Genomic DNA, 24981 nt, shown 5'->3' with positions numbered 1-24981 from the left:
GCGGTTCGGTGTGGCGGGAAAAAGCGGGGGGTGCCGTAGCGCCTTATACGGCGGCGGTCCGGTCCATGGCGGGGCATGGCGTACCCGCCGGTAAGGTCGGTTTCCGTGAGTGACCCATTGGCCGTCATCGCGCGGTTCCCAGGCGTGTCCGAGGCAGTGGACGAGGCGCGGCAGGCCGTCGACAGGCTCTATCGGCATCGCGTCCTGCGCCGGGCGAGCCCGGCGGTGTCCACCGAGTCGTCCCTGCGCGGCGCGCGGGCCTCGGCCGCGATCGAGGGCGTCGACGTGCCGCTGGACGCGCTGCGCCGCGACGAGGTGCACGACCCGCTCGTGCAGGGGGCGCTGCGGGCGTCCGCGGAGATGGGCCGGCTCGGTCCCACCTGGCGGAAGGCGCCGAGGCAGGTGCTGGCCCGCCTGCACACCGTCGCCGCCGCGGGGCTCGCCGACCAGCCCGCGCTGGGCCGCCCCCGTACGGACGACGCCGCCCCCGACCCGCTCGGGCTCGGTCCCGCGCCGGGGGCCGCGGAGGCCGCGACGCGCATGGAGGCTCTGCTCAGGCTGCTGGAAGGGGCGGGCAAGGCGCCCGCGATCGTGCTGGCCGCCGTGGTGCACGCCGAGCTGGCGGTGCTGCGTCCGTTCGGGACGTGCGACGGCGTCGTGGCCCGTTCCGCGGAGCGGCTGACGCTGGTCGAGTACGGGCTCGACCCGAAGTCGCTGGTCGTCGTCGAGATCGGGCATCTGGAGCTGCCGTACGCGGAGGCGCTGCGGGCGTACCTGACGGGGACTCCGGAGGGCGTCGGCCAGTGGGTACAGCACTGTGCCTCGGCGGTAAGCCTGGGGGTGCGGGAGACGACCGCGATCTGCGAAGCGATGCAGCGGGGCTGACGGACGGGCTGGTCACATAGCTGACGGCGTCTCGGTCGAGACGCCGTCAGCCGGTGCATCACACCGGGTTACCAAGCGTGCACCTCAATTCGTCGGAGCGGGTCAAGCCCGCCACGACGCGCCTCCCGCGGCTGGTCGCGCGTGGGTACCCGGCTGATGCACCCGGACAAGTGGTCCGTAACCCCTTTCTACGACGGATTCCCCCTGCTGGGAACCCCTTGGAGCAAGACCTTTACCCAGACGTGGAGCGGCCGGGAGAGTTCCGTTGCGGTGCCTTCGGGCCCCGACCCGTTACCTACCTGTGACGATTACGGACAGTGATCGCCTTTATGTGATTGTTATGGGGTGGCGAAAAAACTTGGCGGAAATGCCAGATTACTGCTCGACGAAACTCGAGTGGATCGGGCAGCATACGGGGGTATCGCCCGAAACTGGAGCGACTGTGCGAGGGATTGGTTTGCAAGACTCTTGCCATGCTCTGGTGAAGTGATGAAAGCTTTCTTCTGAAACGGGACCGGCTCTACCCCCCCGGAGCCGGACCGATCAGGCGACCCCCGCTCTCCCCCCCGGCGGGGGTCGCCCCTTTTCCACCCCCGGCCGGCTCCTCCGGCCCACCCTCTCCAGCCCCGCCCACACCGGCCGCCGAACGCCGCGCTGACCCTGGGATGCCGCCCAGGTCCACAGACTCCGCGCTACGCAGGGCTCCCGTCACTGGCCGCGGTTCCGGCCTCTCCGCCCCGCCGGTTGTCCACAGGCGAGCCGTCCCCCGCAGCCACCATCCCCAGAACCCCGTTCACCCTCTCCCGCCCCACCTCCTCCCCAGCAGGGTTGACCTCCCACGCCCCCGCAAGAGGAGAACCCCGTGCACCGCCCCCTGGTCATCACCGAGGACCACGACCTCCTGGACGACCTGGTCCGAATCGCAGCCGCCGCCGGCGCCCAGCTCGACGTGGCCCAGACCCCCGCCAACGCCCGCCCGTACTGGAACCTCGCCCCCATGGTCGCCATAGGCCCCGACCAGGCCGACGCCCTCTCCGCCACCTCACCACCCACCCGCGACCAGGTCCTCCTGGTGACCCGCACCCCCGACGACCCCGACACCTGGCGAAAATGCGTGGCGGTAGGCGCCCAGGCCGTCGTCCGCCTCCCCGGCGACGAACGCCACCTCGTGGAACGCTTCGCCGACGCCGTGGAGCCCGAACCCCGCTCCGGCGCGGTGACCTGCGTGATCGGCGGTCACGGCGGAGCGGGCGCGAGCGTGGTGTCCGCCTGCCTGGCCCTGCGCGCCTCGGGCGACCGCCTCCGTACGCTCCTGATCGACGCCGACCCCCTGGGCGGCGGCATAGACGCGCTGCTCGGCCACGAGGAGGCGGCGGGTGCGCGCTGGGGCGACCTCGTGGCGAGGGAGGGAAGGATCAGCTCCAGCGCTCTCCAGGCGGCGCTCCCGTCGTTCGGCGACCTCGCGGTCCTGTCCTTCCACCGCGGCGAGGTGGCCGCGATCCCGTCCCAGGCCATGCGTTCGGTCCTGGAAGCGGGCCGGCGCGGCTTCGACCTGATCGTCGTCGACCTCCCGCGCCACCTCGACCCGGCCGCCGTCGAAGCCCTCACCAGGGCGACCACGACCCTGACGGTCACCACGGCCGACCTGCGCGGCATCCTGTCCACCGTCCAGGTCCTGGGCGAGCTCCGCAAGCACACCGCCGACCTGCGCGCCGTCCTCCGCCCCGGAGTCCTCGACGAGGAGACGGCCGCGGCGTCCCTCGGCATCCCCATCGCCGCCCACCTGCCCGACCATCCGAGGCTCACCGCCACCCTCAACCGCGGCGAGCTCCCCAGGCTCGGCCCGCGCACGGTTCTCGGCACCCTCTGCGCGTCCCTGCTCCAAGACCTCCTCCCGGTATGAGCACCGCCGAGGAGGTCTCCCCGGAGCTGGTGGAGGCCGTACGCGTCCGCCTGGCCCGCGCCGGCGTGGAGCCGACGGCCGCCCAGGTGGCCGTCGCCCTCAGAGCCGAACGCTCGGTCTACGGTGACGCCGAGATCCTGGCGGTGGCCCGCGCCCTCTGCGCCGACCTGATCGGCGCCGGCCCGCTGGAACCGCTCCTGGCCCGTCCCGACGTCACCGACGTCCTGGTCAACGGCCCGCGTGAGGTGTGGATCGACGACGGCGGCGGCCTGCGCCGCACCTCCGTCACGTTCTCCGACGACGGAGCGGTCCGCAGGCTGGCCCAGCGCCTCGCGGCCGCCGCCGGTCGCCGGCTCGACGACGCCTCGCCGTACGTCGACGCGAGGCTGGCCGGTGGCGTCCGCTTGCACGCCGTACTGCCGCCCATCGCCTCGGGCGGCACCTGCGTGTCGCTCCGCCTGCCACCGCGCCGCACCTTCACCCTGTCCGACCTGGTGTCGGCCGGCACGATCGCCCCGGCGGCCGTCACGGTGCTGACGGCGATGGTCGACGCCCGGCTCGCCTTCCTCGTCACAGGGGGCACCGGCACGGGCAAGACCACCCTCCTGTCGGCCCTCCTCTCCCAGGCCGACCCGGCCGAACGCCTCCTCCTGGTGGAGGACTCAGCCGAGCTACGCCCTCTGCACCCCCACGTCGTCCGTCTGGAGACCCGCCCGGCCAACCTCGAAGGAGCGGGCGGAGTGGGCCTGCGTGACCTGGTGCGTCAGGCGCTGCGCATGCGTCCCGACCGTCTCGTGGTGGGCGAGGTCAGGGGAGCGGAGGTCGTCGACCTGCTCGCCGCCCTCAACACCGGCCACGAGGGCGGCTGCGGAACGTTGCACGCCAACGCCGCGGCCGACGTACCACCTCGCCTGGAAGCCCTCGGCTGCGCGGCGGGCCTGACCAGGGAGGCCGTGCACAGCCAGCTGGCGGCGGCCCTCGACGTGGTCGTCCACCTGACCCGCACCCGTACCGACGGACGACGGCGCGTCGCCGAGATCTGCCTGCTCTCCAGAACCCCGACCGGCCTCGTCGAATCGCTCCCCGCCCTCACCTTCGCCCCCGACGGCACCTCCCACACCGGCCCCGGCTACGAATCCCTCCTGCGAAGGACGTCATGAAGGCCCCCGAACGATGACCGCCGCACTCATCTCAGCCTTGTCCACCGCCTGCGCCATCTGGTTGTGGACCGGCCCGACCACGCCCGCCCTCCGCCTGCACACGCTCCTGACCGCCCCCCGCCACCGGCCCCCATGGCCACACCTGCTCCGGACCACCCTCACCCGCCCCGGCCCCGCCCGCCGCGCCGACGCCTGGCGCCGCGCCTCCATAGAGCTGTGCCAGTCGCTCTCAGCCGAGCTCGCCGCAGGCCGCACCCCAGGCGAAGCCCTGACCCGAGCCATCGCAGGAGTCGACTTCCCCGACCCCGAAGCCCTGCGTCCCGCCCTGGCCGCCGCAAGAGACGGCGGCGACGTCTCCGCAGCCCTCACAGCAGCGGCTCCGGCTCAGGGCGGCGAGGGCCTGCGCCGCCTCGCGGCCTGCTGGGACGTCAGCATCACCGTGGGCGCCGGCATGTCCGCGCTGGTCGAACGAGTCGGCAGCACGCTCCGCGCCGCCCAGACCCACCGCCAGGACGTCGCCGCCCAACTGGCCGGCCCCCGCACCACGGCCCGGATGCTCGCCGCCCTGCCGATCCTCGGCCTCCTCATGGCAGGAGCCCTCGACATGCACCCCCTGAACTTCCTCTTCGGCACCCTCCCCGGCCTGCTCTGCCTCCTGTCCGGCGCAGCCCTGGACGCCTGCGGTCTGTGGTGGACCCACCGCATGGCCATCAAAGCCCAACCCTGACCCGCCCCCCGAGCTGCCTCCTCACCACACCCGAACCGCAGGGATTTCCGCCCGATGCTCCCCCTTCTGTCCGCTTTCTGCATGGCTCTCGCCACCTGGTTGTGGTCAGCCCCACGCACCCCCGCGGACCGCCTCACCCGCCTCCTGCCCCCGCCCAGTCCCTCACCCCCTCCGCCCAGCCCCACCACCTCTCCAACGGACAACCCCACCCAGCCCGACTGGCTCAACAAGGACGCCCACCACCGCGCCCCGACCCGTAGGACCATCACCACCGCCGCCCTCACCGGCGTGATCACCACACTCCTCATCGGCGGCCTCCCGGGGATAGCGGTAGCCCTCCTGCTGACCCCCGCAACCGCCCTGATCCTGCACAGAAAGGAACCCCCTCACTCCCGCCGGGAACGCGGACAGATCACCGCCGACCTCCCCTTCGCCGCCGACCTGATGACCGCCTGCCTCCTCGCCGGACAACCCGTGACCGCCGCCACAGACCTGGCCGCAACCACGATCGGCGGGCCTCTCGGTCAGCGTTTGGCGTGGGTGAGCAGCCAGCTCCGTCTGGGTGCCGACCCCGAACCGACCTGGGCAACCCTGGCGAAAGACCCGGCCCTGAGCCAACTGTCGAGAGCCATGAGCCGAGCCGCACAGACCGGCGCCCCGCTGGCGGACGTCCTGACCCGCCTGGCGGACGACGCACGAGACACAGCCAGAGCCGCCTCACTGGCCGCCGCCCGAACCGTGGGCGTCAAAGCAGTGGCCCCCCTGGGCCTGTGCTTCCTTCCGGCCTTCGTCCTGCTGGGCATCATCCCGGTGATCGCCGGCCTCGCGTCCACCATCATCCTGCCGTGACCACCCTTGGACGGAACGACAGCCACCGCGAGAACACCGCGAACCACCCCACCCCGCCCGGGACTGATGTTGCAGAGGGGGGCTTCCTCCCTCACGACTCCTGTAGAAGGCCCATCGATACCTCCGCATCCAGATGCGCACCAACTCATGACGCAACGCCCATGTCTTCCCAAGGGACGCGGAGACGAATGCCTTTGTCCACAGCCTGAGGGCCGTCCGGCCGACAATCCCCAGAACGCCATTCGGCCTGACGGCGGCTGTGCGTTCTCGGCGAACCTTGGACTCCCGCCGGACAAAACCCGGCTCCGAACCCCCTGGAGGCACGATGCAAAGTCCAGCCACCACGCCAGGCACCCTCAGCCCCCCTGCAGCCACTCCGCGTGCCGCTTCACCTCGCACCGCCACCTATCCCAAGCCGTCACCCGAGCAAGCAGTCCCCGCGCCCCCACCCGCCACCACGACCTGTCCGGCCCCGGACACCAACGTCGAGACAGCAGACCCGCTCCCTTCTTCCACCACCTCTTCAGCAAGCTCACACAACCCTCGCTGGCATCCCAGCAAGTGGATCACCTGCGCTGTCGCGAACCGAGAGCGCGGCATGTCCACAGCCGAGTACGCAGTAGGCACCATCGCGGCCTGCGCCTTCGCCGCACTCCTGTTCAAGGTGGTCAGCAGCCCGGAAGTCCAGGACATGCTGAAGTCCCTCATCGACCGAGCGCTCAAGACAACCGGATGACCCTCCGCCAGACGCGGAACGCCACCACCAGGCAACGGTCGACATCACGCGGCTCGGTGACGGCCGAGACCGCCGCCATGCTGCCCGCCCTCATGATCGTCCTGGCGGCCGCGCTCTGGGCCATACAAGCGGTGAACGTCCAACTGGAATGTGTGGATGCGGCCCGAGCGGCAGCGCGCGCCGCAGCCCGAGGTGAGCCGCTGGACCAAGTACGTGACCTCGCCCGCACAGCCACTCACCCAGACGCACACGTAGAGATCGTCCGCGACGCAGAAATCACCACCGTAGAGATCGCAGTAGATGTACGACCAGCTTGGGGCTCTTCCCTGCCGGCCGTCCGCGTGTCGGCCTCGGCGACAGCCGCCACAGAACCATGACATCACGCAGTTACCTGCCGAAATGAGATCTGCCAGGAGGACATGAGCCCTCGTGTCCTCCTGGCAGCCGGGGGGCGAAATCTCCAACCCCTGCGCAGTCTCCTACCCACAAGAGAAGACAACGACTCCGCCACACCGCACGGAGATCGGCCGCACGGAGGCAGAGAGCCATGGCTGCGCAACGCAGAGCCGGAGGTAGGCGCCAGAAGCCGCCCAAAGCGGCGCGAGGCTTTCGGCTGCTCGAACGGAAGGGACCAGCCTGCGAGAAGACACACCCCGAGACGCAAAAGGTGCTTCGCCGCACCGACGCCTTCTGTTGCGGAAAGAGGGCGCGTCGGCAAGGGAACCCACAAACGCGTGCCGAAAATTCATGGCAATACAGGATCGGCACCTTTGCGAACGCGAATGAATCACCAGCTATAACGGCCTTTCGCCGTTCAATCACTCCAGGGGCAAGGATGATCAAAGGCAAGGAACGAGGGTCGGCGACCTTATGGGGTGTGGCCCTCATGGGACTCCTGATGGCGATCGCCGGCGGGCTGGCTTCCGTGGGGGCGGTTCGTGTGGCTCGCCATCGTGTTGACAGCGCCGCCGATCTGAGCGCCTTGGCCGCCGCCAGGTCGGCGATCGTCGATCCCGAGGGCGCTTGCGGCAGGGCATTGGCGCTGGCCAGGAGGAACGGCGTCCGACTGGTTGCTTGTGAGATCACGGGAGAAGTCGCGGACGTCCGGACTTCTTTATCGATCACCTTGCCGATCGCGGGAACGCACACCCTCACAGGGAGATCCCGTGCAGGGCCGGTCGAGATGTCACCTGGCGAGGGTGGATAGACCCCGCCAGGTGACGAGCTGAAGCATGGGCTCCGCGTTGACCTGCGGAATCGAACCGGCTGGAACGATCGGGTCGCGAGGCCACCGTCCTCGGCCAGGGACTACATGTCCGCGACACATGTGGGCATCAGGAGATGTCACGCGAGTCCGGCTACCGGTTGCTCGGACTGAGAAAACCACTGTCATCAGCTGGGGTTCTTCGACGAGCATGCCGGGGTGACCCTGCTGCGATGTCGTGAGGGCCTCTGAATGGACGCGAACCCGGAACCGAGGCTGATCTTGCTGTGTGGCCTGCCTGGAGCAGGCAAGACGACACTGGCCAAGCGCCTGGCGAAAGAGATCCCGGCGGTGCGGCTGTGCCCGGACGAATGGATGGCTGATCTCGGTATCGACCTGTTCGACGAAAAAACGCGAGACCGGCTTGAGAAGCGCTTCTGGGAGCATGCTCAGGAACTACTGAGGCTGGGACAGACTGTGATCTTGGAGTTCGGCTTCTGGGCTGTCTCCGAGCGGGATGAGAAACGTGTCCGAGCCCGTGCACTCGGCGTTCCTGTCGAACTCCACTACCTCGCTGTGCCGATCGACGAGCTCTGCCGCCGCCTCGAAGCCCGCGCCGCGAAGGGGGAGTGGGGGACGGTCCCGATCAGCCGTGAGTTGCTGGAGGAGTACAGGAAGCTCTTCCAGGCCCCCGACGATGACGAGCTTGCTCTCTTCGACAAGTCGCCAGGCGCGCGACGAATGTAAGGGTCTTGCTGCACGAACCGTGGCGCGTGAGCCGGAGGGCGTGGCGGCTCGTGCGTCGGGGCTTGCGTGTGTCGTACCACCCCCGTCGAGGAGCGCTGGGACGGCTACCTGCCCCCGTCGCCATGGTCCGTGGAGATCAGCGGACTCTGGGGGTGCCCGTTGCCCGGGCCGGTGACGACGACGAGCGGGCGTATGTGGCGTCGGGCGGAGGAGGGTGGGAGTCAGACCGGAGGGGCGGGGGTGAGGAGGATGTCGAGGAGCTGGAGTGCGCCGCGTTTGTGCAGGGGCTCGTTGCCGTTGCCGCACTTCGGGGACTGGATGCAGGACGGGCAGCCGCGCTCGCACTCGCAGGACGCGATCGCCTCACGCGTGGCCGTCAGCCAGTCGGTGGCACGCGCGTAGCCGCGTTCGGCGAAGCCCGCGCCGCCTTCGTGGCCGTCGTACACGAAGACCGTGAGCAGGCCCGTGTCGGCGTGCAGTTCGGTGGAGACGCCGCCGATGTCCCATCGGTCGCAGGTGGCGAACAGGGGGAGCAGGCCGATCGAGGCGTGCTCGGCGGCGTGTGCGGCGCCGCCGAGGTCGATGTCCGCCGCCACGAGCGGGGCCACCGCCGTGGCGGGCAGGGTCCACCAGACCGCGCGGGTGCGCAGGGTGCGGGGCGGCAGGTCGAGGGGTTCGTCGCCGAGCATCTCGCCTGACTGCAGGCGTCTTTTCAGGTACGAGACCACCTGCCTGGTCACCTCCACCTCGCCGAAGTGCAGCGTTCCCGGGCCGAGGGGGCGGGAGCGCTGGGTGGCGAGGATGGAGATGTCGGTGATGTCGCGGGCGAACGTCGAGTAGTCGGGGTTGGCGGCCTCGACCAGGGCGACTCCGGAGTCCAGGTCGAGGGTCTCCACGAGGAAGGTCTCGCCCTGGTGGAGGTAGACCGCGCCGGTGTGGACCGTGGTGTGGGCGGACGGCTCGTCCACGCTGCCGAGCAGGCGGCCGGTCGACGACTCGACGACCTGGATCGGGGCGCCTCCGCCGCCTCTGATGTCGGCGAGGTCGGTGGCGCGTTCGCGGCGGGTCCAGAACCAGCCTGCCGGACGGCGTCTCAGGAGGTTCTGGGCGACCAGGTCTTCCAGGACGTCGGGGGTGGTGGTGCCGAAGACGGGCAGATCGTCGTCGGTCAGCGGGATCTCGGCGGCGGCTGCGCACAGATGGGGGCCGAGGACATACGGGTTGTCCGGGTCCAGGACGATCGCCTCCACCGGCCGGCCGAACAGGGCCTGCGGGTGGTGGACGAGGTAGGTGTCCAGGGGATCGTCCCTGGCGATGAGCACGGCGAGGGCGTCCTGACCGTCGCGTCCCGCCCGGCCGGCCTGCTGCCAGAGGGAGGCGCGGGTGCCGGGCCAGCCGGCGATCAGGACGGCGTCCAGGCCCGAGACGTCTACGCCGAGTTCGAGGGCGTTCGTGGTGGCCAGGCCCATGAGGGTGCCGGCGCGCAGGGCCTTCTCCAGGAGACGGCGGTCTTCGGCGAGATAGCCGGCGCGGTAGGCGGCGACCTTGTCGGGGAGGGCGGCCAGATCCTCCACGTCGTCGGGGATGGCCCAGGTGAGGGGGCTTGCGGGCGTGGGGTGGCGCGGGTCCTGGGGGCCGGCATCAGGCCGGCGCGCCGCGCTGGCACTCGGGTCCGCGGCGCTGGCGGTCGGCGTGGTCGTGTCCGCTGTCTGGTCCGCCGCGCCGGCGTCCGGGTGGGCCGGGTCGGTGGTCGCGCCCGCGGTGCTGGTGGTCGGGGCCATGGCGTTGGGGGTGGCACTACCGCGGGTGGGAGAGGAGTCGTGGGGGGTGACCTCAGAGGGCCAGGGGGCGGTGACGGAGAAGGCCACGTCGGCCAGCTTGGCGCGGGCGGACAGGGCGACCGTCTCCGCGCCGCGTCTCGAACGTACGAATGCCAGCGTCCGTACGTTGGCCAGGACCAGGTCCGCGAGGAGGTCGGCCGTTTCCGCGGTCGCCGTCCGACGCACCGGAGCGCCTCCCTCGCCCCGCAGATCCGTCAGGGGCGGCTCCCAGAGGGCAATGGTGGTTGAACCCTTCGGAGAGGCGTCCGTGGTCACCTCGTCCATCTCAAGCCCCGTCAGCCTCATGGCGAACACGCCGGGCTCGCTCGCCGTGGCCGAGGCGAGCACGAACGTGGGACGCGAGCCGTACCGGGCGCAGACGCGGCGCAGGCGGCGCAGGATCTGGGCCACGTGCGAGCCGAAGACGCCGCGGTATCCGTGGCACTCGTCCACGACCACCATGCGGAGACGGCGGAAGAACGAGGACCACTGGGCGTGGCGGGGCAGGACACCGCGGTGGAGCATGTCCGGATTCGTCAGGACGTAGTTGGCGTGCTGGCGGACCCACGTACGTTCCTCGAAGGGGGTGTCGCCGTCGAAGCAGGCGGCGCGCACCTGCGTGATGCGCAACTCGCGCAGGCCGCGGAGCTGGTCGGCGGCCAGGGCCTTGGTCGGCGTCAGGTACAGGACGGTGCCGCCGTCGAGGCAGGATGCGACCGCCGGAGTGAGGTACGCCAGGGACTTGCCCGAGGCCGTGCCCGTACTGATGATCACGTTTCGGCCACGGAAAGCCAGGTCGGCGGCTTCGTACTGGTGGGGCCAGAGTCCTGTAACTCCTCGGTTCGCCAAGCGCGTAACGAGGAGTTCCGGCGCCCAGTCGGGCCAACGGGCTTGACCCGCCTGACGTGCTGGAACATGCTCCACATGGGTGACACGCTCATGACGTGCGGGAACTCCGAGCAGGTGGGCGAGGAGTGGACCTGCCTGTTGTGGGGAGGATGCCGAGGAAGTCACTGTTTCCAGTCTTGCATCGATGGGCAAAGTCGCCGGGAATCGTGATTTCGTATAGACACAAGCCAGACGCGTGGTTGAATGCCGCGCGTCAGGGTCGGACAGTCTGGGGCCACGCTCCAGATTGCCAGGCCCGCAAGAGTACTTTCGCAGGCGAGGCGCTGGAGGATCTGTGGATCTGAAGTTGGATCACCGCACCGAAGACCGACTCACCATCGTGGAGGTCGAGGGTGAGATCGATGTCTACACGGCGCCGAGATTGCGTGAGCTCCTCATCGACCTGGTGAACAAGGGCAACTTCCACCTTCTGGTGAACATGGAGAAGGTCGACTTCCTCGACTCCACGGGGCTGGGAGTGCTCGTCGGAGGGCTCAAGAGGGTCCGGGCGCACGACGGCTCGCTTGAGCTGGTGTGCACCCAGGAGCGCATCCTCAAGATCTTCCGCATCACTGGTCTGACCAAGGTCTTCGGGATTTATGCTTCCGTCGACGAGGCCAAGGAAGCTCACGGCAAAGACAAGTAGCATGGCTACCGTCGAGCTGACGTTCAGCGCTCTCCCCGCGCATGTGCGGACCGCCCGGCTGGTGGCCACGGCGATCGCCCGTCGTACCGGCGTCGAGGAATCGCTGCTGGACGAAGTCAGGCTTGCCGTGGGTGAGGCATGTTCCCGGGCGGTCGAGGCGCATCGACTTCACTGCCCGGGCGAGCCCATCCGCATCGAGCTACGTGACGACTCCGGGCGTTTCGAGGTCACGGTCAGCGATCTGGCCCCCAGTGACGAGATCAAACAGGAGCAGCCGCTCGATCTGGGCATGCTCTCTGACTCGTTCATGTCAGGCTTCGGCATCGCCGTCATCTCGGGTCTGGCCGATGACGTCGAGGTCCTCCCCAGCCCCAAGGGGACGAACATCCGGATGAGCTGGCCCGCCTCCAACGGGGCGGGTTCCTGACCTGACGGCGCTTGGATCGGTCCCTTGCATTCTGAGGGGTTGTGTTCGAGCTGGTCGGGTGTGGTTCAAGGGGCGATAGACGGGGATGAGGGGGTGCCCGGTTGTGGCATGCCTTCCTCCCTGTCGGGTCGCGTCGTGCTTTTGTGTGCCCTTATGAGGGTGCCGGGGCTGTTGGGCGTCGGCTGTTTTGTCGGCGCGCCCGGGCGGCCTGAGCTGGCCTTGCGACGGGGCTGCAGCGTGTGTGCGGGTCTGCGGGGTCCGGCGCGGGCGGTCCGGCGTGGTGCCGAGCAGTGCGAGGGGCCCGCGCCGCATGGTGTGGGGTCTCTAGGCGGGCAAGATGCCCGCCGTCGCCACGCCCAGCCGGTACGCGCTGCGGCGAGATGCCTGGGCTCTCCCTCGGAGAGTTGCCAAGGCTGCCGTTCTTGGGCTGGCGTGAAGGCGCAGTGCGGTGGAGGCGCACCTTGGTGCGGAGGCCCACTGTGCGTGGCAGGCTTCGTAGCGGGCTCGGCGCGGTTTGGTGAGCCAGGTGGTTCTGGGGTGTTCCGGGCGCTGAGATGCTGGTCCGTCGTATCTGGTTGCTTGGACTCCTTTGGCGTGGCCTGAGGGGGCGGCATGACAGGGCCGCGGGACCCTTGCTCGCTTCGGCGACGCCTGTGGAAGGCCGCGGACAGTTGTCCACAGGCTGTGGATAGGCGGGGGATAGTCGGTTTGGGGGCAGGTGGCCTGCGCCGGGGACGGCATGGGGCATGGCTCCCGAAGCTGATCGGTTGGCGGTGGCTGGAGGGAGGCGTGACGCGGTGCTGCGGGGCGTCGAGATCCAGCGGGTGAGGGCGCTCGCCGGCTGGTTGGCGTTCCCGCCACACCGCCTAATGGGAGCTACCGGGGCTGCCAGGAGGCGCTGAGGTGTGCTGCGGGTGGTGTTGGCGGGTGGCCTGCTCGCGATGCTCGCGGTCGGGGCTGCGGGCCGGGTTGGGAGGTTGCGCTGTCAGCGGTGCTGCGTGTGCTCCGGGCGCGGCAGCGTGATGCTGCGTGTGCTGGGGGCGATGCTGTGGACTGGCGCTGTGGAGCCGACGCTGTGAAGCGGTGCTGCTGACTCGTGCTGGGGGCTCGGGTTGTGGGCGGCGTGGTGGTGCGTGGGGTTGCTGGCGGGGTGGGGTCGGCGTGTCGTTGGGTTAAATCTGGGTTTCGGGCGGTCCGATTTGCGGGGTTGTCATGCCCGTAAACCCGAGGAAATTTCGCCTGTCAGATCGCAAACCGGCCTGCTGTCTGGGGATTACTGAACGCCCGCGCAAATAGCCGCCCCGAGAGCCTTCATATCCGTTCAGTGCCTGCGTAGACTCCCGGCACCGGCCAAGGTGATCCGGCGGAACCCGCGGATTCAACCGGAAGCGGCACCCACAACCCGGATGGTGCCGCACCCGCCCGCCGAGAAATCCGCGCACCGTTCGGGCAGGACCGGTCTTGCCGAGGAGAACGATGAGCAGGCACATGCTGGCATTGGCGCCAGCGCCCAATCTGTCCCTGAGCGGTAACAACCTCACCATCGTGATCGTGGTAGCCGCGGTCGCGCTGATCGCGCTAGCCGTCGCCGGCGGCCTCGTACGCGAGGTGCTGTCCGCCGGCCAGGGCACCGAACGCATGCAGAACATCGCGCGAGCCGTGCAGGAAGGCGCGGCCGCCTATCTCACGCGTCAATTCCGCACATTGGCGATCTTCGTGATCGTCATTCCCTTCCTGTTGCTCTTGCTACCGGGCGAAATGGACGTACGCGTCGGTCGCTCGATCTTCTTCGTGGTCGGTGCGGTGTTCTCCGCATTGACCGGATTCATGGGCATGTGGTTGGCGGTGCGCGGAAACGTGCGCGTCGCCGCCGCGGCCAACGAGTCGGGCGAGAAGCTCGCGATGCGCGTCGCGTTCCGCACCGGCGGTGTCGCCGGAATGTTCACCGTCGGCCTCGGGCTGCTCGGTGCGGCCGTGGTGGTCTTCATCTACCAGGGCGAGGCGCCCCACGTTCTCGAAGGCTTCGGGTTCGGGGCGGCGCTGCTGGCGATGTTCATGCGAGTCGGCGGCGGCATCTTCACCAAGGCCGCGGACGTCGGCGCCGACCTGGTCGGCAAGGTCGAGCAGGGCATCCCCGAGGACGACCCGCGCAACGCCGCGACGATCGCCGACAACGTCGGTGACAACGTCGGCGACTGCGCGGGCATGGCGGCCGACCTGTTCGAGTCGTACGCGGTCATGCTGGTCGCCAGCCTCATCCTGGGCAAGGTGGCCTTCGGCGAGCAGGGCTTGATCTTCCCGCTGATCGTGCCCATGATCGGCGTGCTGACCGCGATCATCGGCATCTTCGTCACCGGGCTGCGCGACCGCGACCGCAGCGGCATGGCGGCGATCAACCGCAGCTTCTTCATCTCGGCCGCCATCTCGGCGGTGCTGGTCGCCGCGGCGGCCTTCTGGTACCTGCCCAGCAGCTTCAGCGCCCTGTCGGGCTCGACCGTCACGTCCGACGCCGACCCGCGTCTGATCGCGGTGGGCGCGGTGCTGATCGGCCTGGTGCTGGCCAGCGCGATCCAGCTGCTGACCGGCTACTTCACCGAGACCACCCGGCGTCCGGTGCGCGAGATCGTCGAGAGCTCGGCCACCGGCCCGGCCACCGTCATCCTGGCCGGCATCAGCGTCGGCCTGGAGTCGGCCGTCTACTCGGCGCTGATCATCGGCGGCGCGGTCTACGGCGCGTTCCTGCTCGGGTTCGGGAACGTCACGATCGCGCTGTTCGCGGTGGCCCTGGCCGGCACCGGCCTGCTGACCACGGTCGGCGTCATCGTCTCCATGGACACCTTCGGACCGGTCTCCGACAACGCCCAGGGCATCGCCGAGATGTCCGGCGACGTCGAGGGCGAGGGCGCGCGGGTGCTCACCAGCCTCGACGCCGTCGGCAACACCACCAAGGCCATCACCAAGGGCATCGCCATCGCCACGGCCGTGCTCGCGGCGACGGCGTTGTTCGGCGCGTTCCGTACGGCGGTGGAGGACCAGCTCTCCAAGGCCGGACAGGACATCAAGGAGGCGCTGGGCGCCTTCTCGACCTTCAGCCTCAGCATCGACCAGCCCAACGTCCTGGTGGGGCTGATCGTCGGCGCGGCGGTGGTGTTCCTGTTCTCCGGCCTGGCGATCTCGGCGGTCGGCCGCGCGGCCATGCGGGTGGTCTTCGAGGTACGCGACCAGTTCCGCAACAAGCCGGGCATCATGGACGGCACCGAGAAGCCCGAGTACGGCCGCGTCGTGGACATCTGCACCCGCGACTCGCTCCGCGAGCTGGCCACGCCCGGCCTGCTGGCGGTGATGACGCCGATCGCGGTCGGATTCGCGCTCGGGTACGCGCCGCTCGGCGCGTTCCTGGCCGGCGCGATCGCCTGCGGCACCCTGATGGCCGTCTTCCTGGCCAACTCCGGTGGCGCCTGGGACAACGCCAAGAAGCTGGTCGAGGACGGGCACCACGGAGGCAAGGGCTCCGACGCCCACGCCGCGACGGTCATCGGCGACACGGTCGGCGACCCGTTCAAGGACACCGCGGGGCCGGCCATCAACCCGCTGATCAAGGTGATGAACCTGGTCGCGCTGCTGGTCGCGCCGGCCGTCGTCCTGTACGCGGGCAACGCCGCGCTGCGGGTCGGCATCACGGTGGTGGCGGTGGCGGTGGTGGTCGTGGCCATCATCATCTCCAAGCGCAGGTCGGTGACGAGCGAGCCGGCCAACAACGACCGCGAGCACGAGCCCGTGGCGTCGTAACGGCTGCTTCACGAGACGCCCGCCCCGGTCCGGGGCGGGCGTCTTCGCGTGCAGGGGGCGGGAGGAAACGGAACCCAGGGGACGTCTCCGAGGCCGGGACCGCGCGAGGCGGGAGGGGGCGGTGGGGTGAGGGTGGGGGCTTGGGGGTGCGGTGGGAAACTGGGCGGGTGGAAGACGACAACCGGCCCTCGGGCGGGAAGACGCTGGGCCTGATCCTGCTCGCGATGCTGGCCATCCTGGCCGTGATCGTGGGGCTCGGGATCTGGGCGTCGAGGGGATGACGTGATGCGGACCCTGATACTGCTCCGCCACGCCAAGGCCGCGCAGGTGCCCGGTCTCGCCGACCGCGACCGTCCGCTGACCGAGCGCGGTGAGCGGGACGCCGGTCGGGCCGGTGACGAGATCAGGGCGGCCGGGCTGAGCCCCGACGCGGTGCTCTGCTCCCCGGCGCTGCGGACCAGGCGTACCGCGGAGCTGGCCTTCCCCGGCGTGGAGATCAGCTTCGAGCGCGACATCTACCAGGCTTATCCGGAGGAACTGCTCGAACTGCTTCGCAGGAGCGACCCCGAGCTGGGCACGGTCGTGTTGTGCGGGCACAATCCCGCCGTGCACGAGCTGGCCCTGCAACTGGGCGGCGGCGACTACGGCTTCCGGCCGGGGGCGTTCGCGGTGATCCAGGTGGAGGCCGCGTGGGTAGACCTGTGGCCGGGGGAGGGACGCCTGGTCACGCACTGGGATCCCAAGGAGCACTGACCGGGGACGACGCCTATGCGGGGGGCCGCCAGAGCGCTGCGTGCCGGCTTCTCGCTGCCCGCGCGTCCGCCCTGGGGGTACGGGCTGTTGTGCGGGCTCGCGGTGGCCGGGCCGCTGCTGGCCGGGGTGCTGGTGGGAAGGCCGCAGTCGGGGGCCTTCCTGGCTCTCGGGGCGTATCTGACGGCGTTCGGGGACACGTACGGGCAGCCGTACGCGGCGCGGGCCCGGTTCATGGCCGTCAAGATCGTGCTGATCGCCGGCGGGTGCTGGCTGGGCCTGTACCTGGCGGACCGGCCCTGGTGGGCGGTGCTGGCGCTCGGGCTGGTCGCCGCGGCGGGCGGCAGGTGGCGTACCGTGGGCACGCCGCCCGCGTTCGCCCTGGTCACCGGCTTCTACCTGGCGGTGCCCGCGGGTTTCGGGCCGCCCGAGCTGATGGTGCTCGGCGGCCTCCTGTACGCCGTGCTCGCCCTGGCCCTGTGGCCGTTGCGCCGGTTCGACCCGTTGACGACGGCGCTCGACGAGGCCGTCCACGCCACGGCCGGGCTGCTCGACGGGCTGGCCGGCGACGACTGGGACGGCCTCAGAGAACGCGCGTCCAAGGCCCTGGGCGCCGCGGCCACGGCGTCGGCGGCGTTCGAGAGCATGGACGTGACCGGCAGGTCCGCCGACGCGTACGTCAAGGCGCTGGTCCGGATCTTCCACGAGACGGTGGCGCTGCGCGCCCTGCGCGCGGCGGCCCCGGACGAGCAGGACGGCATCGACGAGGTGGCCACGACGCTGGCCGCGGACCTGCGGGAGGCCGCGGACGGGCGGCGGGCCGGGGTGGTGGAGGCGCTGGCCGTCACCGCCGACTACGCCGAGCGCCTGGCCGCGCGCGAGCCGGGCGGCGACCCGGCGGCGCTGCGCAGCGGCGCGGTGCTCGGGCAGGCCCGGCGCTGCCTCGACCGGATCGCGGTGGGGGTGCGCACGGTGGGCCTTCTGGCCGCCCGGCACGTGCCCCCGGCAGGCCACGGGTTGCTGCCTCGACCGCCCTGGCAGCCTCCGGCGGGCCGCCGGCTGTTGCCGCGGTTGCCGTGGAGGCCGCCGCCGGGAGGCTCCGGGCGGCGGTTGCCGTGGAAGCCGCCGACGGGAGGCGCCGGGCCCGGGCACGCCGGACGGCTGGGGGTCACCGCGGCCGTGGCGATGGCGCTGATGCTGGGGGTGCACGAGCAGTACGGCAAGTGGTTCGTGTTCACCGTGCTGCTGGCGGTGCGGCCCACCTACGGGGACACGGTCGAGCGGGTGGTGCTGCGGGTGGCGGGCACCGTGGCGGGGGCGGCGGGGGCGGCGCTGATCCTGGCGGCGGTGCCGGGGCCGTACACGATCGTGGGGACGGTGCTGGTGTTCGGCACGCTCGGGTTCGCGCTGCGCGAGGTGAGCTACGGCTACTGGTCGATCTTCGCGACGCCGCTGGCCATGATGCTCACCGACTTCTCGACCAGGCTCGACTGGGAGGCGGCGGGGATCAGGCTGGCGCTCACCGCGGGCGGCGGCGTGCTGGCGCTGGCGGCGGCGCGGCTGCTGTGGCCGCGCGGCCAGGCCGGACGGCTGCGCGGCCTGTCCGCCGAGCTGCTGCGCGAGCACGCCCGTCTCATCCGCACGCTGGCCGAACGCGACCCGGACCAGCTGCCCGACCGTACGGAGTGCGCCGGGACGGCGGCCGACCGGCTGCGCGAGTCGCTGGACAAGCTGGACAAGGAACCGGGCGGCAGCGCGCCGGCCGAGCTGCGCGCCGCGCTGACGCTGGCCAGGAAGCTCAGGGACGACGCGATCTTGCTCGGCGCCGTGTTGCGCGGGGCCGAGCAGGGTTCGGACGCCACCGCGGGCGTGCTGGACGCGGTGGCCGACCGGCTGGACGCCGTGGGGCAGGCCGTACGGGAGAGCGAGCCGCCGCCCGCGGCCGACGCGTTCGAGTCGGAGCTCGACGAGGTGGCGCGGGAGGTCAGCTCGCTGATGGAGGAGGCGGCGGCGGGGGAGGGCACGGCGGTGCGCAGGAGGCTGCGGCACGCGGTGACCGCCCACCCGGCGCTCAGGTCGCTCTGCAAGGACGCGCTCGACCTGGCCGCCGAGGTCACCGCACGGTTCAGGACGTGAGCACGCCGTCCTCGGCGTCGGCGGCCTCGACCTCGTCCCTGGAGATGCCCAGCAGGTAGAGGATCGAGTCGAGGTAGGGCGTGTTGACCGCCGTGTCGGCCGCCTCCCGGACGACGGGCTTGGCGTTGAAGGCGATGCCCAGCCCGGCCGCGGCGATCATGTCGAGGTCGTTGGCGCCGTCGCCGATGGCCACCGTCTGGGAGATGGGCAGCCTGGCCTCCCTGGCGAACCGCTCCAGGGCGCGGGCCTTGCCCGGCCGGTCGACGATCTCGCCGACGACGCGGCCGGTGAGCTTCCCGTCGATGACCTCCAGGACGTTCGCCGCCGAGTAGTCGATGCCCAGCTCCTCGACCAGGGCGTCGGTGATCTGCGTGAAGCCGCCGCTGACGATGGCGAAGCGGTAGTCGAGGCGCTTGAGCGTACGGACGAGGGTGCGGGCGCCGGGGGTGAGCACGACCTCCTGGCGCACCTGCTCGAAGACCTCGGCGGGCAGCCCTTCGAGCAGCGCGACCCGGCGGCGCAGCGACTCGGCGAAGTCGAGCTCGCCGCGCATGGCCTGCTCGGTGACCCGGGCGACCTCGTCGAGGCAGCCGGCGTGCGCGGCCAGCAGCTCGATGACCTCGCCCTGGATGAGGGTGGAGTCGACGTCCATGACGATGAGCCGCTTGGCCCGGCGGGACAGGCCGGTGCGCTGGACTGCGACGTCGACCTCCTGCGCGGCGGCCTCGGCGGCCAGCTCGACGCGCAGAGCGGTCGGGTTGGCGCCGGAGACGGACAGCTCGATGCAGGTGACGGGCCACTGGGCGAGGCGTTCGATGCGGTCGATGTTGGCGCCGGCGGCGGCGATGCGGCCGGCGATGCCCGCGATGGCGGCGGGCTGGAGGGTGGCGCCCAGCACGCTGACCGACAGGCGGCCGCGGCGGCGCTGTTCCTTGGTCTGGGAGCCGGTGGAGAGCTCGACCTCCATGCCGAGGTCTTCGGCCACCCGCTCGACGGCGGTCCACATCGCGCCGAGGGTGGTGCCCGTGCCGGTGGACGGGCCGCCGGCGTACGCGACGAGCACGCCGAGCGTGAGTCTGCCGCGGATGACGACCTGTTCGATGTCCGCGACCGTCACCGGGAACCCGGACAGCACGGAGAAGAGCCTGGAGGTGACACCGGGCCGGTCGGGGCCGGTCAGGGTGATCAGGAGGGTGCGCTGGTCCACATCCAGCCACGGTACTGCGCCCGGTCCGGTGCCCGCGCAGCAGGCTCGCCATTCGGACACGGGCGCAGCGGTCGCGGTACTAGCGGACGATCCTGGTCTTGGCCGTCTTGGCGTAGCCGTGCTCGGGGATGCCGAGGCGCTCAAGCTCCTCCTGGGCCAGCGACCACGTGCCCTTCTCCTGGTCCCACATGCCCTGCTGGACGTCGTACGTGATCACGCCGAGCGTCGCCTTCTGCGTGCCCTTGGCGCTCTTCTTCAGCTTGGCGTAGAAGTCCAGGCGGACCCAGTCGTCCTTCTCCATGACGTAGGGGACGCTGCAGTACAGGGCGCGGCCGTCGAGGGCGCAGATGGTGCCCTTGGGGGCGTTGTAGCGGATCTTCCGCAGGTCCACGCCCTTCGGGAACTGGCCGCCCACGAACCAGGCGTCGGCCGAGTACGGGCCGGTGTTGGTCGCGGTGAGGCTGTACTTGATCTGGCCGCCCGCCTTGGCGGTCTTGGACGCCTTCAGGTTGATGTCGAAGACCGCGAACGGGTCGTCGGCGACCTTGGCGGTGTGGGCGGCGGCGGTCGTCGTCGTGGCGGAGGCGGGAACCGCCGGGACAATCAGCGCGCCGGCCAGCAAAGCCAGCGAAGCGACCTTAGTGAGGGAGTTGCGCATTAACGTCTCCGGTGAGGAAGTGGCACGGGGACGCACACGAACAAGCCCCCGTAAATGTCGGCTGTTCCTATCACGAGGGCAAAATCCGTGTAAAGCTTATTTATCCAGAATCAGGTGCGTGTCGCCAAACTCGTGCCACAGATATCCCTTCCGCAGCGCCTCTTGGTACGCGCGCGCCAGCGCTTTCTCGCCCGCGATCGCCGTCAGCATGAGCAGGTGACTGGACCGCGGCTCGTGCAGGCCGGTGATGAGCCCGGTGACCGCCCGTACGCCGACGGCCGGGGTGACGACGTGACCGGTCCAGCCGGAGGAGGCGCTGACCTGGCCGTCCACGCCCACGGCGGTCTCCAGGGCCCGTACGACCGTCGTGCCGGCGGCGACCACCCGGCCGCCGTTCCGCCTGGCCAGGTTCACCAGGCGGGCGGTGGCGGCGGGCACCTCGTACTGTTCCGCGTAGGGCCGCTCGTCCTTCTCGGTCGAGGCCACGCCGGTGTGCAGCGTGACGGGCGCGATCGTCACGCCCCGCGAGACCAGCGCGGTGACCAGCTCGGGCGTGAACGGCCGGGCCGCGCTCGGCATCTCCGCGCTGCCCGGCACGGTGGCGAACACGGTCTGGTAGGCGTCGATGGGCCAGTCGGCCGGCACGTACGAGTAGCGGATCGGCCGGCCGTGCTCGCGCAGGTACGCCGGCACGTCCCGGTCCAGCCGCGCCCGCCACAACCGCGGCGTCTCCCGCTCGATCAGCCGCAGCGTGGCCCCTCCCGGCAGCGGCAGCCACTCGCCCGGCTCGCCGCCCCCGTAGGGCTCGGACGCCTTGGCGGTCCTGCGGCGCAGCTCGACCAGCCAGGTGCCGTCCTCGCGGGCGGTCGAGAAGTGCACCGCGAGCCGGTCGAGCCGGACCGCCGCGGGCAACGTCGCCGAGTTGTTGACCACGATCAGGTCGCCGGGGTCGAGCAGTCCGGGCAGGTCGCCGAACCGGTGGTGGGCGGGCTCGGCCTCGCCGCGCGAGACCATCAGGCGCACGCCGTCCCTGGCCAGCCCGCGCGCCTCGGGCGGTTCGTGGGCCGACAGGTCGGCGGGCAGCGCGAAGTCCAGCAGCGCCGTCATTGCAGACTCACCCTCCCGCTGGCCGGCCGGGACCTGACCAGGTCGCGCAGGGCCGCGGCCACCTTGGCGGGATCGGTGGCCGACGACGCCTCCTCGGCCCCGACGGCGTCGGCGAGCATGCGGGTGTTCATCTCGCCGGGATCGACCCACCAGACCCGCACGCCGGGCTCCTCGGCGGACAGCACGTTCGACAGCTGCTCCAGGGCGGCCTTGGTCGCGCCGTAGCCGCCCCAGCCCTCGTAGGCGCCCGTGGCGGCGTCGGAGGTGATGTTGACCACGGCCCCGCCGGCCGCTCGCAGGGCGGGCAGCGTGGCCTGGACCAGCGCGAGCGGCGCGGTCACGTTCGTCTCCAGCAGGACCCTGAACGCCTCCAGCGGGTAGCCCGCCAGCGGCGGCAGCGGGGTCACCCCGAGGTCGCCGGCGTTGTTGACCAGGAGGTCCAGTTCGGGTGCGGCCCGTCCCAGCCGGGCGACGTGCTCGGGGTCGGTCACGTCGCCGGGGATCGCGGTGGCGCCCAGCTCGTCGGCGACCCGGCGCAGCTCGTCCGCGCCGCGGGCGGTGAGCACGAGGGTCCAGCCCGCCTCCGACAGGGACCTCGCCAGGGCGAGGCCGAGGCCGCGAGAGGCGCCGGTGATGAGAGCGGTGTTCGTCATGCCCTCGACGCTAGGATCGGCGCGCCGCGCGGGCATCGGGCGCAGGGCCCGCCTCCGCCTGGGCACATCGTCCTAGGACTCCGCCCCTGGAGCGGGACCCTAGAGTGGGTCCGTGAGCTCACCCGATCGAGACGAGATCCTTCAGGCGGTGAGCTCCGCCGTGCTCGCGGTCACCCGCCATCTGTCGGTCCGCGAGGTGCTCCAGGTCATCGTACGGTCGGCGCAGCGCCTCCTCGACGCCCGCTACGCCGCCCTCGGCGTGCCCGACGACGACGGCTCGTTCGCCGAGTTCGTCGCCGAGGGCATCACCGACAAGCAGTGGGAGGCCATCGGCCCGCTGCCCAGGCAGCACGGCATGCTCGGCGCGATGCTCCGCGAAGGCACCCCGGCCCGGCTGCCCGACCTGCGGGAGGACCCGCGGTTCGAGTGGTGGCCGAAGGCGCACCCGGTGATGAAGGACTTCCTCGGCGTCCCGATCCGCGACGCCGAGCAGGTGATCGGCATCATCTTCCTGGCCAACAAGCGCACCCCCGGCGGCTTCACGCAGGAGGACCAGGAACTGCTGACGCTCTTCGCCGCGCACGCCGCCATCGCGCTCACCAACGCCAGGCTCTACGAGCGCGGGCGCGAGCTGGCCATGCTGGAGGAGCGCAACCGGGTGGCCCGCGAGCTGCACGACGCGGTCACCCAGAAGCTGTTCTCGCTCAGGCTGACCGCCGAGGCCGCCGCCACCATGCTGGACAAGGCCCCCGAGAGGGCGCGCGCCGAGCTGGAGCGCGTCCAGCGGCTGGCCGGGGAGGCGCTGTCGGAGCTGCGCGCGGTGATCGTCGAGCTGCGTCCGGCCGAGCTCGACCGCCATGGGCTCGCCGAGACATTGCGCAAGCACGTACGCATGCTCGACCGGCTCCACCCCTCGCTGGTCACGTTCGAGTGCGACGAGCTGCCGCCGCTCGACTCGCCGGTGGAGGTGGCCGTGCTGCGGGTGGCCCAGGAGGCGTTGCACAACGCGCTCAGGCACTCGGGGGCCTCGCGGGTCTCCGTACGCCTGGTCTTCGGGGGCGGGCTGCTGGCGCTGACCGTCCACGACGACGGCGAGGGCTTCGAGCAGGAGGGGTCGCACGGCCTCGGCCTGGTGTCGATGCGCGACCGGGCGGAGTCGGTCGGCGGTGGCATGACGGTCTCCTCGGCCCCCGGCCAGGGGACCACCGTACGCGTGGAGGTGGGCGTGTGATCCGGGTGCTGATCGCCGACGATCATCCGGTGGTCCGGCAGGGGCTGCGGACGTTCCTCGACCTCCAGGACGACATCACGGTCGTCGGCGAGGCGGCCGACGGCGCGCAGGCCGTCGAGCTGGCCGGTGAGCTGACGCCCGACGTGTTGCTGCTCGACCTGAAGATGCCGATGCTCGACGGGCTCGGCGCGCTGGAGCGCCTGACCGGCTCGGCCACGCGGGTGGTGGTGCTGACGTCGGTGAGCGACCGGTCCGACGTCGGCCCGGCGATGCGGGCGGGGGCTTCGGGCTTCCTCTACAAGGACGTCGATCCGTCCGCGCTGGTCCAGGCCGTGCGCGCGGTGCACAACGGGCAGGTGCTGCTCGCGCAGGAGGCGGCCGAGGCGATGCTGTCCGCCCCCGCGGCCGCCGGGCCGGGGCCGGCGCCGCTGACCGAGCGCGAGCGCGAGGTGCTCGCGCTGATCGCGGCCGGGCGGTCCAACAGGGAGATCGCGCGGAGCCTCGCCGTCGCGGAGAAGACGGTCAAGACCCACGTGTCGAATGTGCTGATGAAGCTGGGCGTCCAGGACCGGACCCAGGCCGCGCTGTACGCCGTACGGCACGGCCTGGCCTGATCAGCCGATCAGGTGTCCTTCTTCTTGTTCGACTCCTCGTGGCTGGCCGGCGGGTTGTACTCCTTGACGGGAGGCGGCGGCGTCCAGCGCTTGGTGGGCTTGCGCGGCGGGGTCACGATCGTCGTCTTGGCGGTCTTGAGCCAGTAGTAGCCCTTGATGCCGAGGCGCTTGAGCTCTTCCTTGTCGATGTTCTCCATGCCCTGGTCGACGTCGTACGCGATGACGCCGAGCTTGGCGACGGCCACGCCCTTGGTGCCCTTCTTCATGGTGACCTGGAAGTTCAGCCAGTCCGTCTTGCCCTTCTGCAGGACGAACTTGCCCCAGCACCAGAACCAGCGGCCCTCCCAGGTGCACTTGGTGCCCTTCGGCGCTCCCCAGCGCAGCGTCGGCACGACGCCCTTGGGCACCTGTCCGCCGATCCAGTAATAGTCGGCGTAGTACGGCCCCAGGTTCTTCGCCTTGAGGTAGTACGTGATCTTTCCGCCGCGTCTGGTGCGGTTGTTGTACTTGACGGAGATCTTGAAGTTCGAGAACGGCTTGGCCTGGGCCGCGACCGTACGCGTGGTCGTCGTCGTGGTCGTCGTCGCGGTCGTGGTCGTCGCGGCCTCCGCCTGGGCCGGGGTCACCAAGGGCACGGCGGCCAGGCCGCTGACTAAGAACAGGCTGAAGCTCTTGCGCATGTGACGGCTCCCCCTACGGTGCTGGAAATCCCCGATCTTCTCCGTGATTATTGCGTAGGGCAAATTTTTCGCAAAGAGCGATGATCTTTCGTGACTTGGGATGGCTTGCGGGTGTTCGCATGGCTCATCACGCTTGCGATCGGGGGACTTATCGGGGGACTTAG

At 70.7% G+C, this 24981-nt stretch carries 22 protein-coding genes; 16 read left to right on the top strand and 6 right to left on the bottom strand.

Annotation, left to right across the window (positions count from 1 at the left end; genetic code table 11):
• Positions 1 to 105: 105 nt before the first annotated feature.
• From ACIHAD_RS24335 to ACIHAD_RS24295, 9 genes are all read left to right on the top strand, one after another.
• Complete coding sequence (locus tag ACIHAD_RS24335; protein ID WP_397356898.1) at positions 106 to 885, top strand: oxidoreductase; 780 nt, start codon at positions 106 to 108, stop codon at positions 883 to 885.
• Positions 886 to 1747: 862 nt separating this feature from the next.
• On the top strand, positions 1748 to 2788 hold the full coding sequence (gene ssd, locus ACIHAD_RS24330; protein WP_397356897.1) for a septum site-determining protein Ssd: 1041 nt from the start codon (positions 1748 to 1750) through the stop codon (positions 2786 to 2788).
• Positions 2785 to 3948: a TadA family conjugal transfer-associated ATPase gene (locus tag ACIHAD_RS24325; protein WP_397356896.1), complete on the top strand. Its 1164-nt coding sequence runs from the start codon at positions 2785 to 2787 to the stop codon at positions 3946 to 3948. The genes ssd and ACIHAD_RS24325 overlap by 4 nt, the downstream gene beginning before the upstream one ends.
• Positions 3949 to 3961: 13 nt before the next feature.
• Positions 3962 to 4675: a type II secretion system F family protein gene (locus ACIHAD_RS24320; RefSeq protein ID WP_397356895.1), complete on the top strand. Its 714-nt coding sequence runs from the start codon at positions 3962 to 3964 to the stop codon at positions 4673 to 4675.
• A gap of 288 nt (positions 4676 to 4963) precedes the next feature.
• Positions 4964 to 5524, top strand: a complete 561-nt coding sequence (locus tag ACIHAD_RS24315; protein ID WP_397356894.1) for a type II secretion system F family protein — start codon at positions 4964 to 4966, stop codon at positions 5522 to 5524.
• A gap of 325 nt (positions 5525 to 5849) precedes the next feature.
• Positions 5850 to 6260 (top strand): DUF4244 domain-containing protein, encoded by a 411-nt coding sequence (locus ACIHAD_RS24310; protein WP_397356893.1) that lies wholly within the window; start codon positions 5850 to 5852, stop codon positions 6258 to 6260.
• Positions 6257 to 6637: a TadE family type IV pilus minor pilin gene (locus ACIHAD_RS24305; RefSeq protein ID WP_397356891.1), complete on the top strand. Its 381-nt coding sequence runs from the start codon at positions 6257 to 6259 to the stop codon at positions 6635 to 6637. Before ACIHAD_RS24310 ends, ACIHAD_RS24305 begins: the two co-directional genes overlap by 4 nt.
• Before the next feature lie 170 nt (positions 6638 to 6807).
• Positions 6808 to 7467, top strand: a complete 660-nt coding sequence (locus tag ACIHAD_RS24300) for an Rv3654c family TadE-like protein (protein ID WP_397356890.1) — start codon at positions 6808 to 6810, stop codon at positions 7465 to 7467.
• Between the two features lie 249 nt (positions 7468 to 7716).
• The gene (locus ACIHAD_RS24295; protein WP_397356889.1) at positions 7717 to 8211 is read left to right on the top strand and encodes an AAA family ATPase; all 495 of its coding nucleotides are present in this window, start codon (positions 7717 to 7719) and stop codon (positions 8209 to 8211) included.
• A gap of 221 nt (positions 8212 to 8432) precedes the next feature.
• Here the strand turns inward: ACIHAD_RS24295 and ACIHAD_RS24290 are convergent, their stop codons facing one another.
• Positions 8433 to 10805: a DEAD/DEAH box helicase gene (locus tag ACIHAD_RS24290; protein WP_397356888.1), complete on the bottom strand. Its 2373-nt coding sequence runs from the start codon at positions 10803 to 10805 to the stop codon at positions 8433 to 8435.
• Positions 10806 to 11214: 409 nt separating this feature from the next.
• Here ACIHAD_RS24290 and ACIHAD_RS24285 point away from each other — a divergent pair, with 409 nt between their 5' ends.
• The 5 genes from ACIHAD_RS24285 to ACIHAD_RS24265 all read left to right on the top strand — a co-directional run bounded on the left by ACIHAD_RS24285 (position 11215) and on the right by ACIHAD_RS24265 (position 18667).
• Positions 11215 to 11565, top strand: a complete 351-nt coding sequence (locus ACIHAD_RS24285; protein WP_043629845.1) for an STAS domain-containing protein — start codon at positions 11215 to 11217, stop codon at positions 11563 to 11565.
• A gap of 1 nt (position 11566) precedes the next feature.
• The gene (locus ACIHAD_RS24280) at positions 11567 to 11992 is read left to right on the top strand and encodes an ATP-binding protein (RefSeq protein ID WP_397356887.1); all 426 of its coding nucleotides are present in this window, start codon (positions 11567 to 11569) and stop codon (positions 11990 to 11992) included.
• 1476 nt (positions 11993 to 13468) lie between these two features.
• A complete protein-coding gene (locus ACIHAD_RS24275) occupies positions 13469 to 15781 on the top strand; it encodes a sodium-translocating pyrophosphatase (RefSeq protein WP_397356886.1) in 2313 nt (770 codons plus the stop codon).
• Positions 15782 to 16066: 285 nt separating this feature from the next.
• A complete protein-coding gene (locus ACIHAD_RS24270) occupies positions 16067 to 16534 on the top strand; it encodes a SixA phosphatase family protein (RefSeq protein ID WP_397356885.1) in 468 nt (155 codons plus the stop codon).
• Between the two features lie 15 nt (positions 16535 to 16549).
• Positions 16550 to 18667: an FUSC family protein gene (locus tag ACIHAD_RS24265; protein ID WP_397356884.1), complete on the top strand. Its 2118-nt coding sequence runs from the start codon at positions 16550 to 16552 to the stop codon at positions 18665 to 18667.
• On the opposite strand, the gene serB is transcribed toward ACIHAD_RS24265, so the two are convergent.
• From serB to ACIHAD_RS24245, 4 genes are all read right to left on the bottom strand, one after another.
• The gene (gene serB / locus ACIHAD_RS24260; protein ID WP_397356883.1) at positions 18657 to 19874 is read right to left on the bottom strand and encodes a phosphoserine phosphatase SerB; all 1218 of its coding nucleotides are present in this window, start codon (positions 19872 to 19874) and stop codon (positions 18657 to 18659) included. The two genes, ACIHAD_RS24265 and serB, sit on opposite strands and share 11 nt — an antisense overlap.
• Before the next feature lie 79 nt (positions 19875 to 19953).
• Positions 19954 to 20532 carry a hypothetical protein gene (locus ACIHAD_RS24255; RefSeq protein ID WP_397356882.1) on the bottom strand — a complete coding sequence of 193 codons (579 nt, stop codon included), beginning with the start codon at positions 20530 to 20532 and terminating at the stop codon, positions 19954 to 19956.
• Positions 20533 to 20628: 96 nt separating this feature from the next.
• Positions 20629 to 21639: an S-adenosylmethionine:tRNA ribosyltransferase-isomerase gene (locus ACIHAD_RS24250; RefSeq protein ID WP_397356881.1), complete on the bottom strand. Its 1011-nt coding sequence runs from the start codon at positions 21637 to 21639 to the stop codon at positions 20629 to 20631.
• Positions 21636 to 22292 (bottom strand): SDR family NAD(P)-dependent oxidoreductase, encoded by a 657-nt coding sequence (locus ACIHAD_RS24245; RefSeq protein ID WP_397356880.1) that lies wholly within the window; start codon positions 22290 to 22292, stop codon positions 21636 to 21638. Before ACIHAD_RS24245 ends, ACIHAD_RS24250 begins: the two co-directional genes overlap by 4 nt.
• 112 nt (positions 22293 to 22404) lie before the next feature.
• Between ACIHAD_RS24245 and ACIHAD_RS24240 the strand changes: the two genes are divergently transcribed.
• Both ACIHAD_RS24240 and ACIHAD_RS24235 read left to right on the top strand, forming a co-directional pair.
• Complete coding sequence (locus ACIHAD_RS24240; protein ID WP_397356879.1) at positions 22405 to 23523, top strand: GAF domain-containing protein; 1119 nt, start codon at positions 22405 to 22407, stop codon at positions 23521 to 23523.
• A complete protein-coding gene (locus ACIHAD_RS24235) occupies positions 23520 to 24137 on the top strand; it encodes a response regulator (RefSeq protein WP_397356878.1) in 618 nt (205 codons plus the stop codon). The genes ACIHAD_RS24240 and ACIHAD_RS24235 overlap by 4 nt, the downstream gene beginning before the upstream one ends.
• 8 nt (positions 24138 to 24145) lie before the next feature.
• Here ACIHAD_RS24235 and ACIHAD_RS24230 read toward each other — a convergent pair whose 3' ends face one another.
• Positions 24146 to 24817 (bottom strand): hypothetical protein, encoded by a 672-nt coding sequence (locus ACIHAD_RS24230; RefSeq protein ID WP_397356877.1) that lies wholly within the window; start codon positions 24815 to 24817, stop codon positions 24146 to 24148.
• Between the last annotated feature and the right edge of the window lie 164 nt (positions 24818 to 24981).

The organism is Nonomuraea sp. NPDC052265 (assembly GCF_044547985.1).
In the GTDB taxonomy this organism is placed as follows: domain Bacteria; phylum Actinomycetota; class Actinomycetes; order Streptosporangiales; family Streptosporangiaceae; genus Nonomuraea.
Note: the sequence above shows the minus strand (reverse complement) of the source record. Positions and strands in the feature narration are given on the sequence as shown.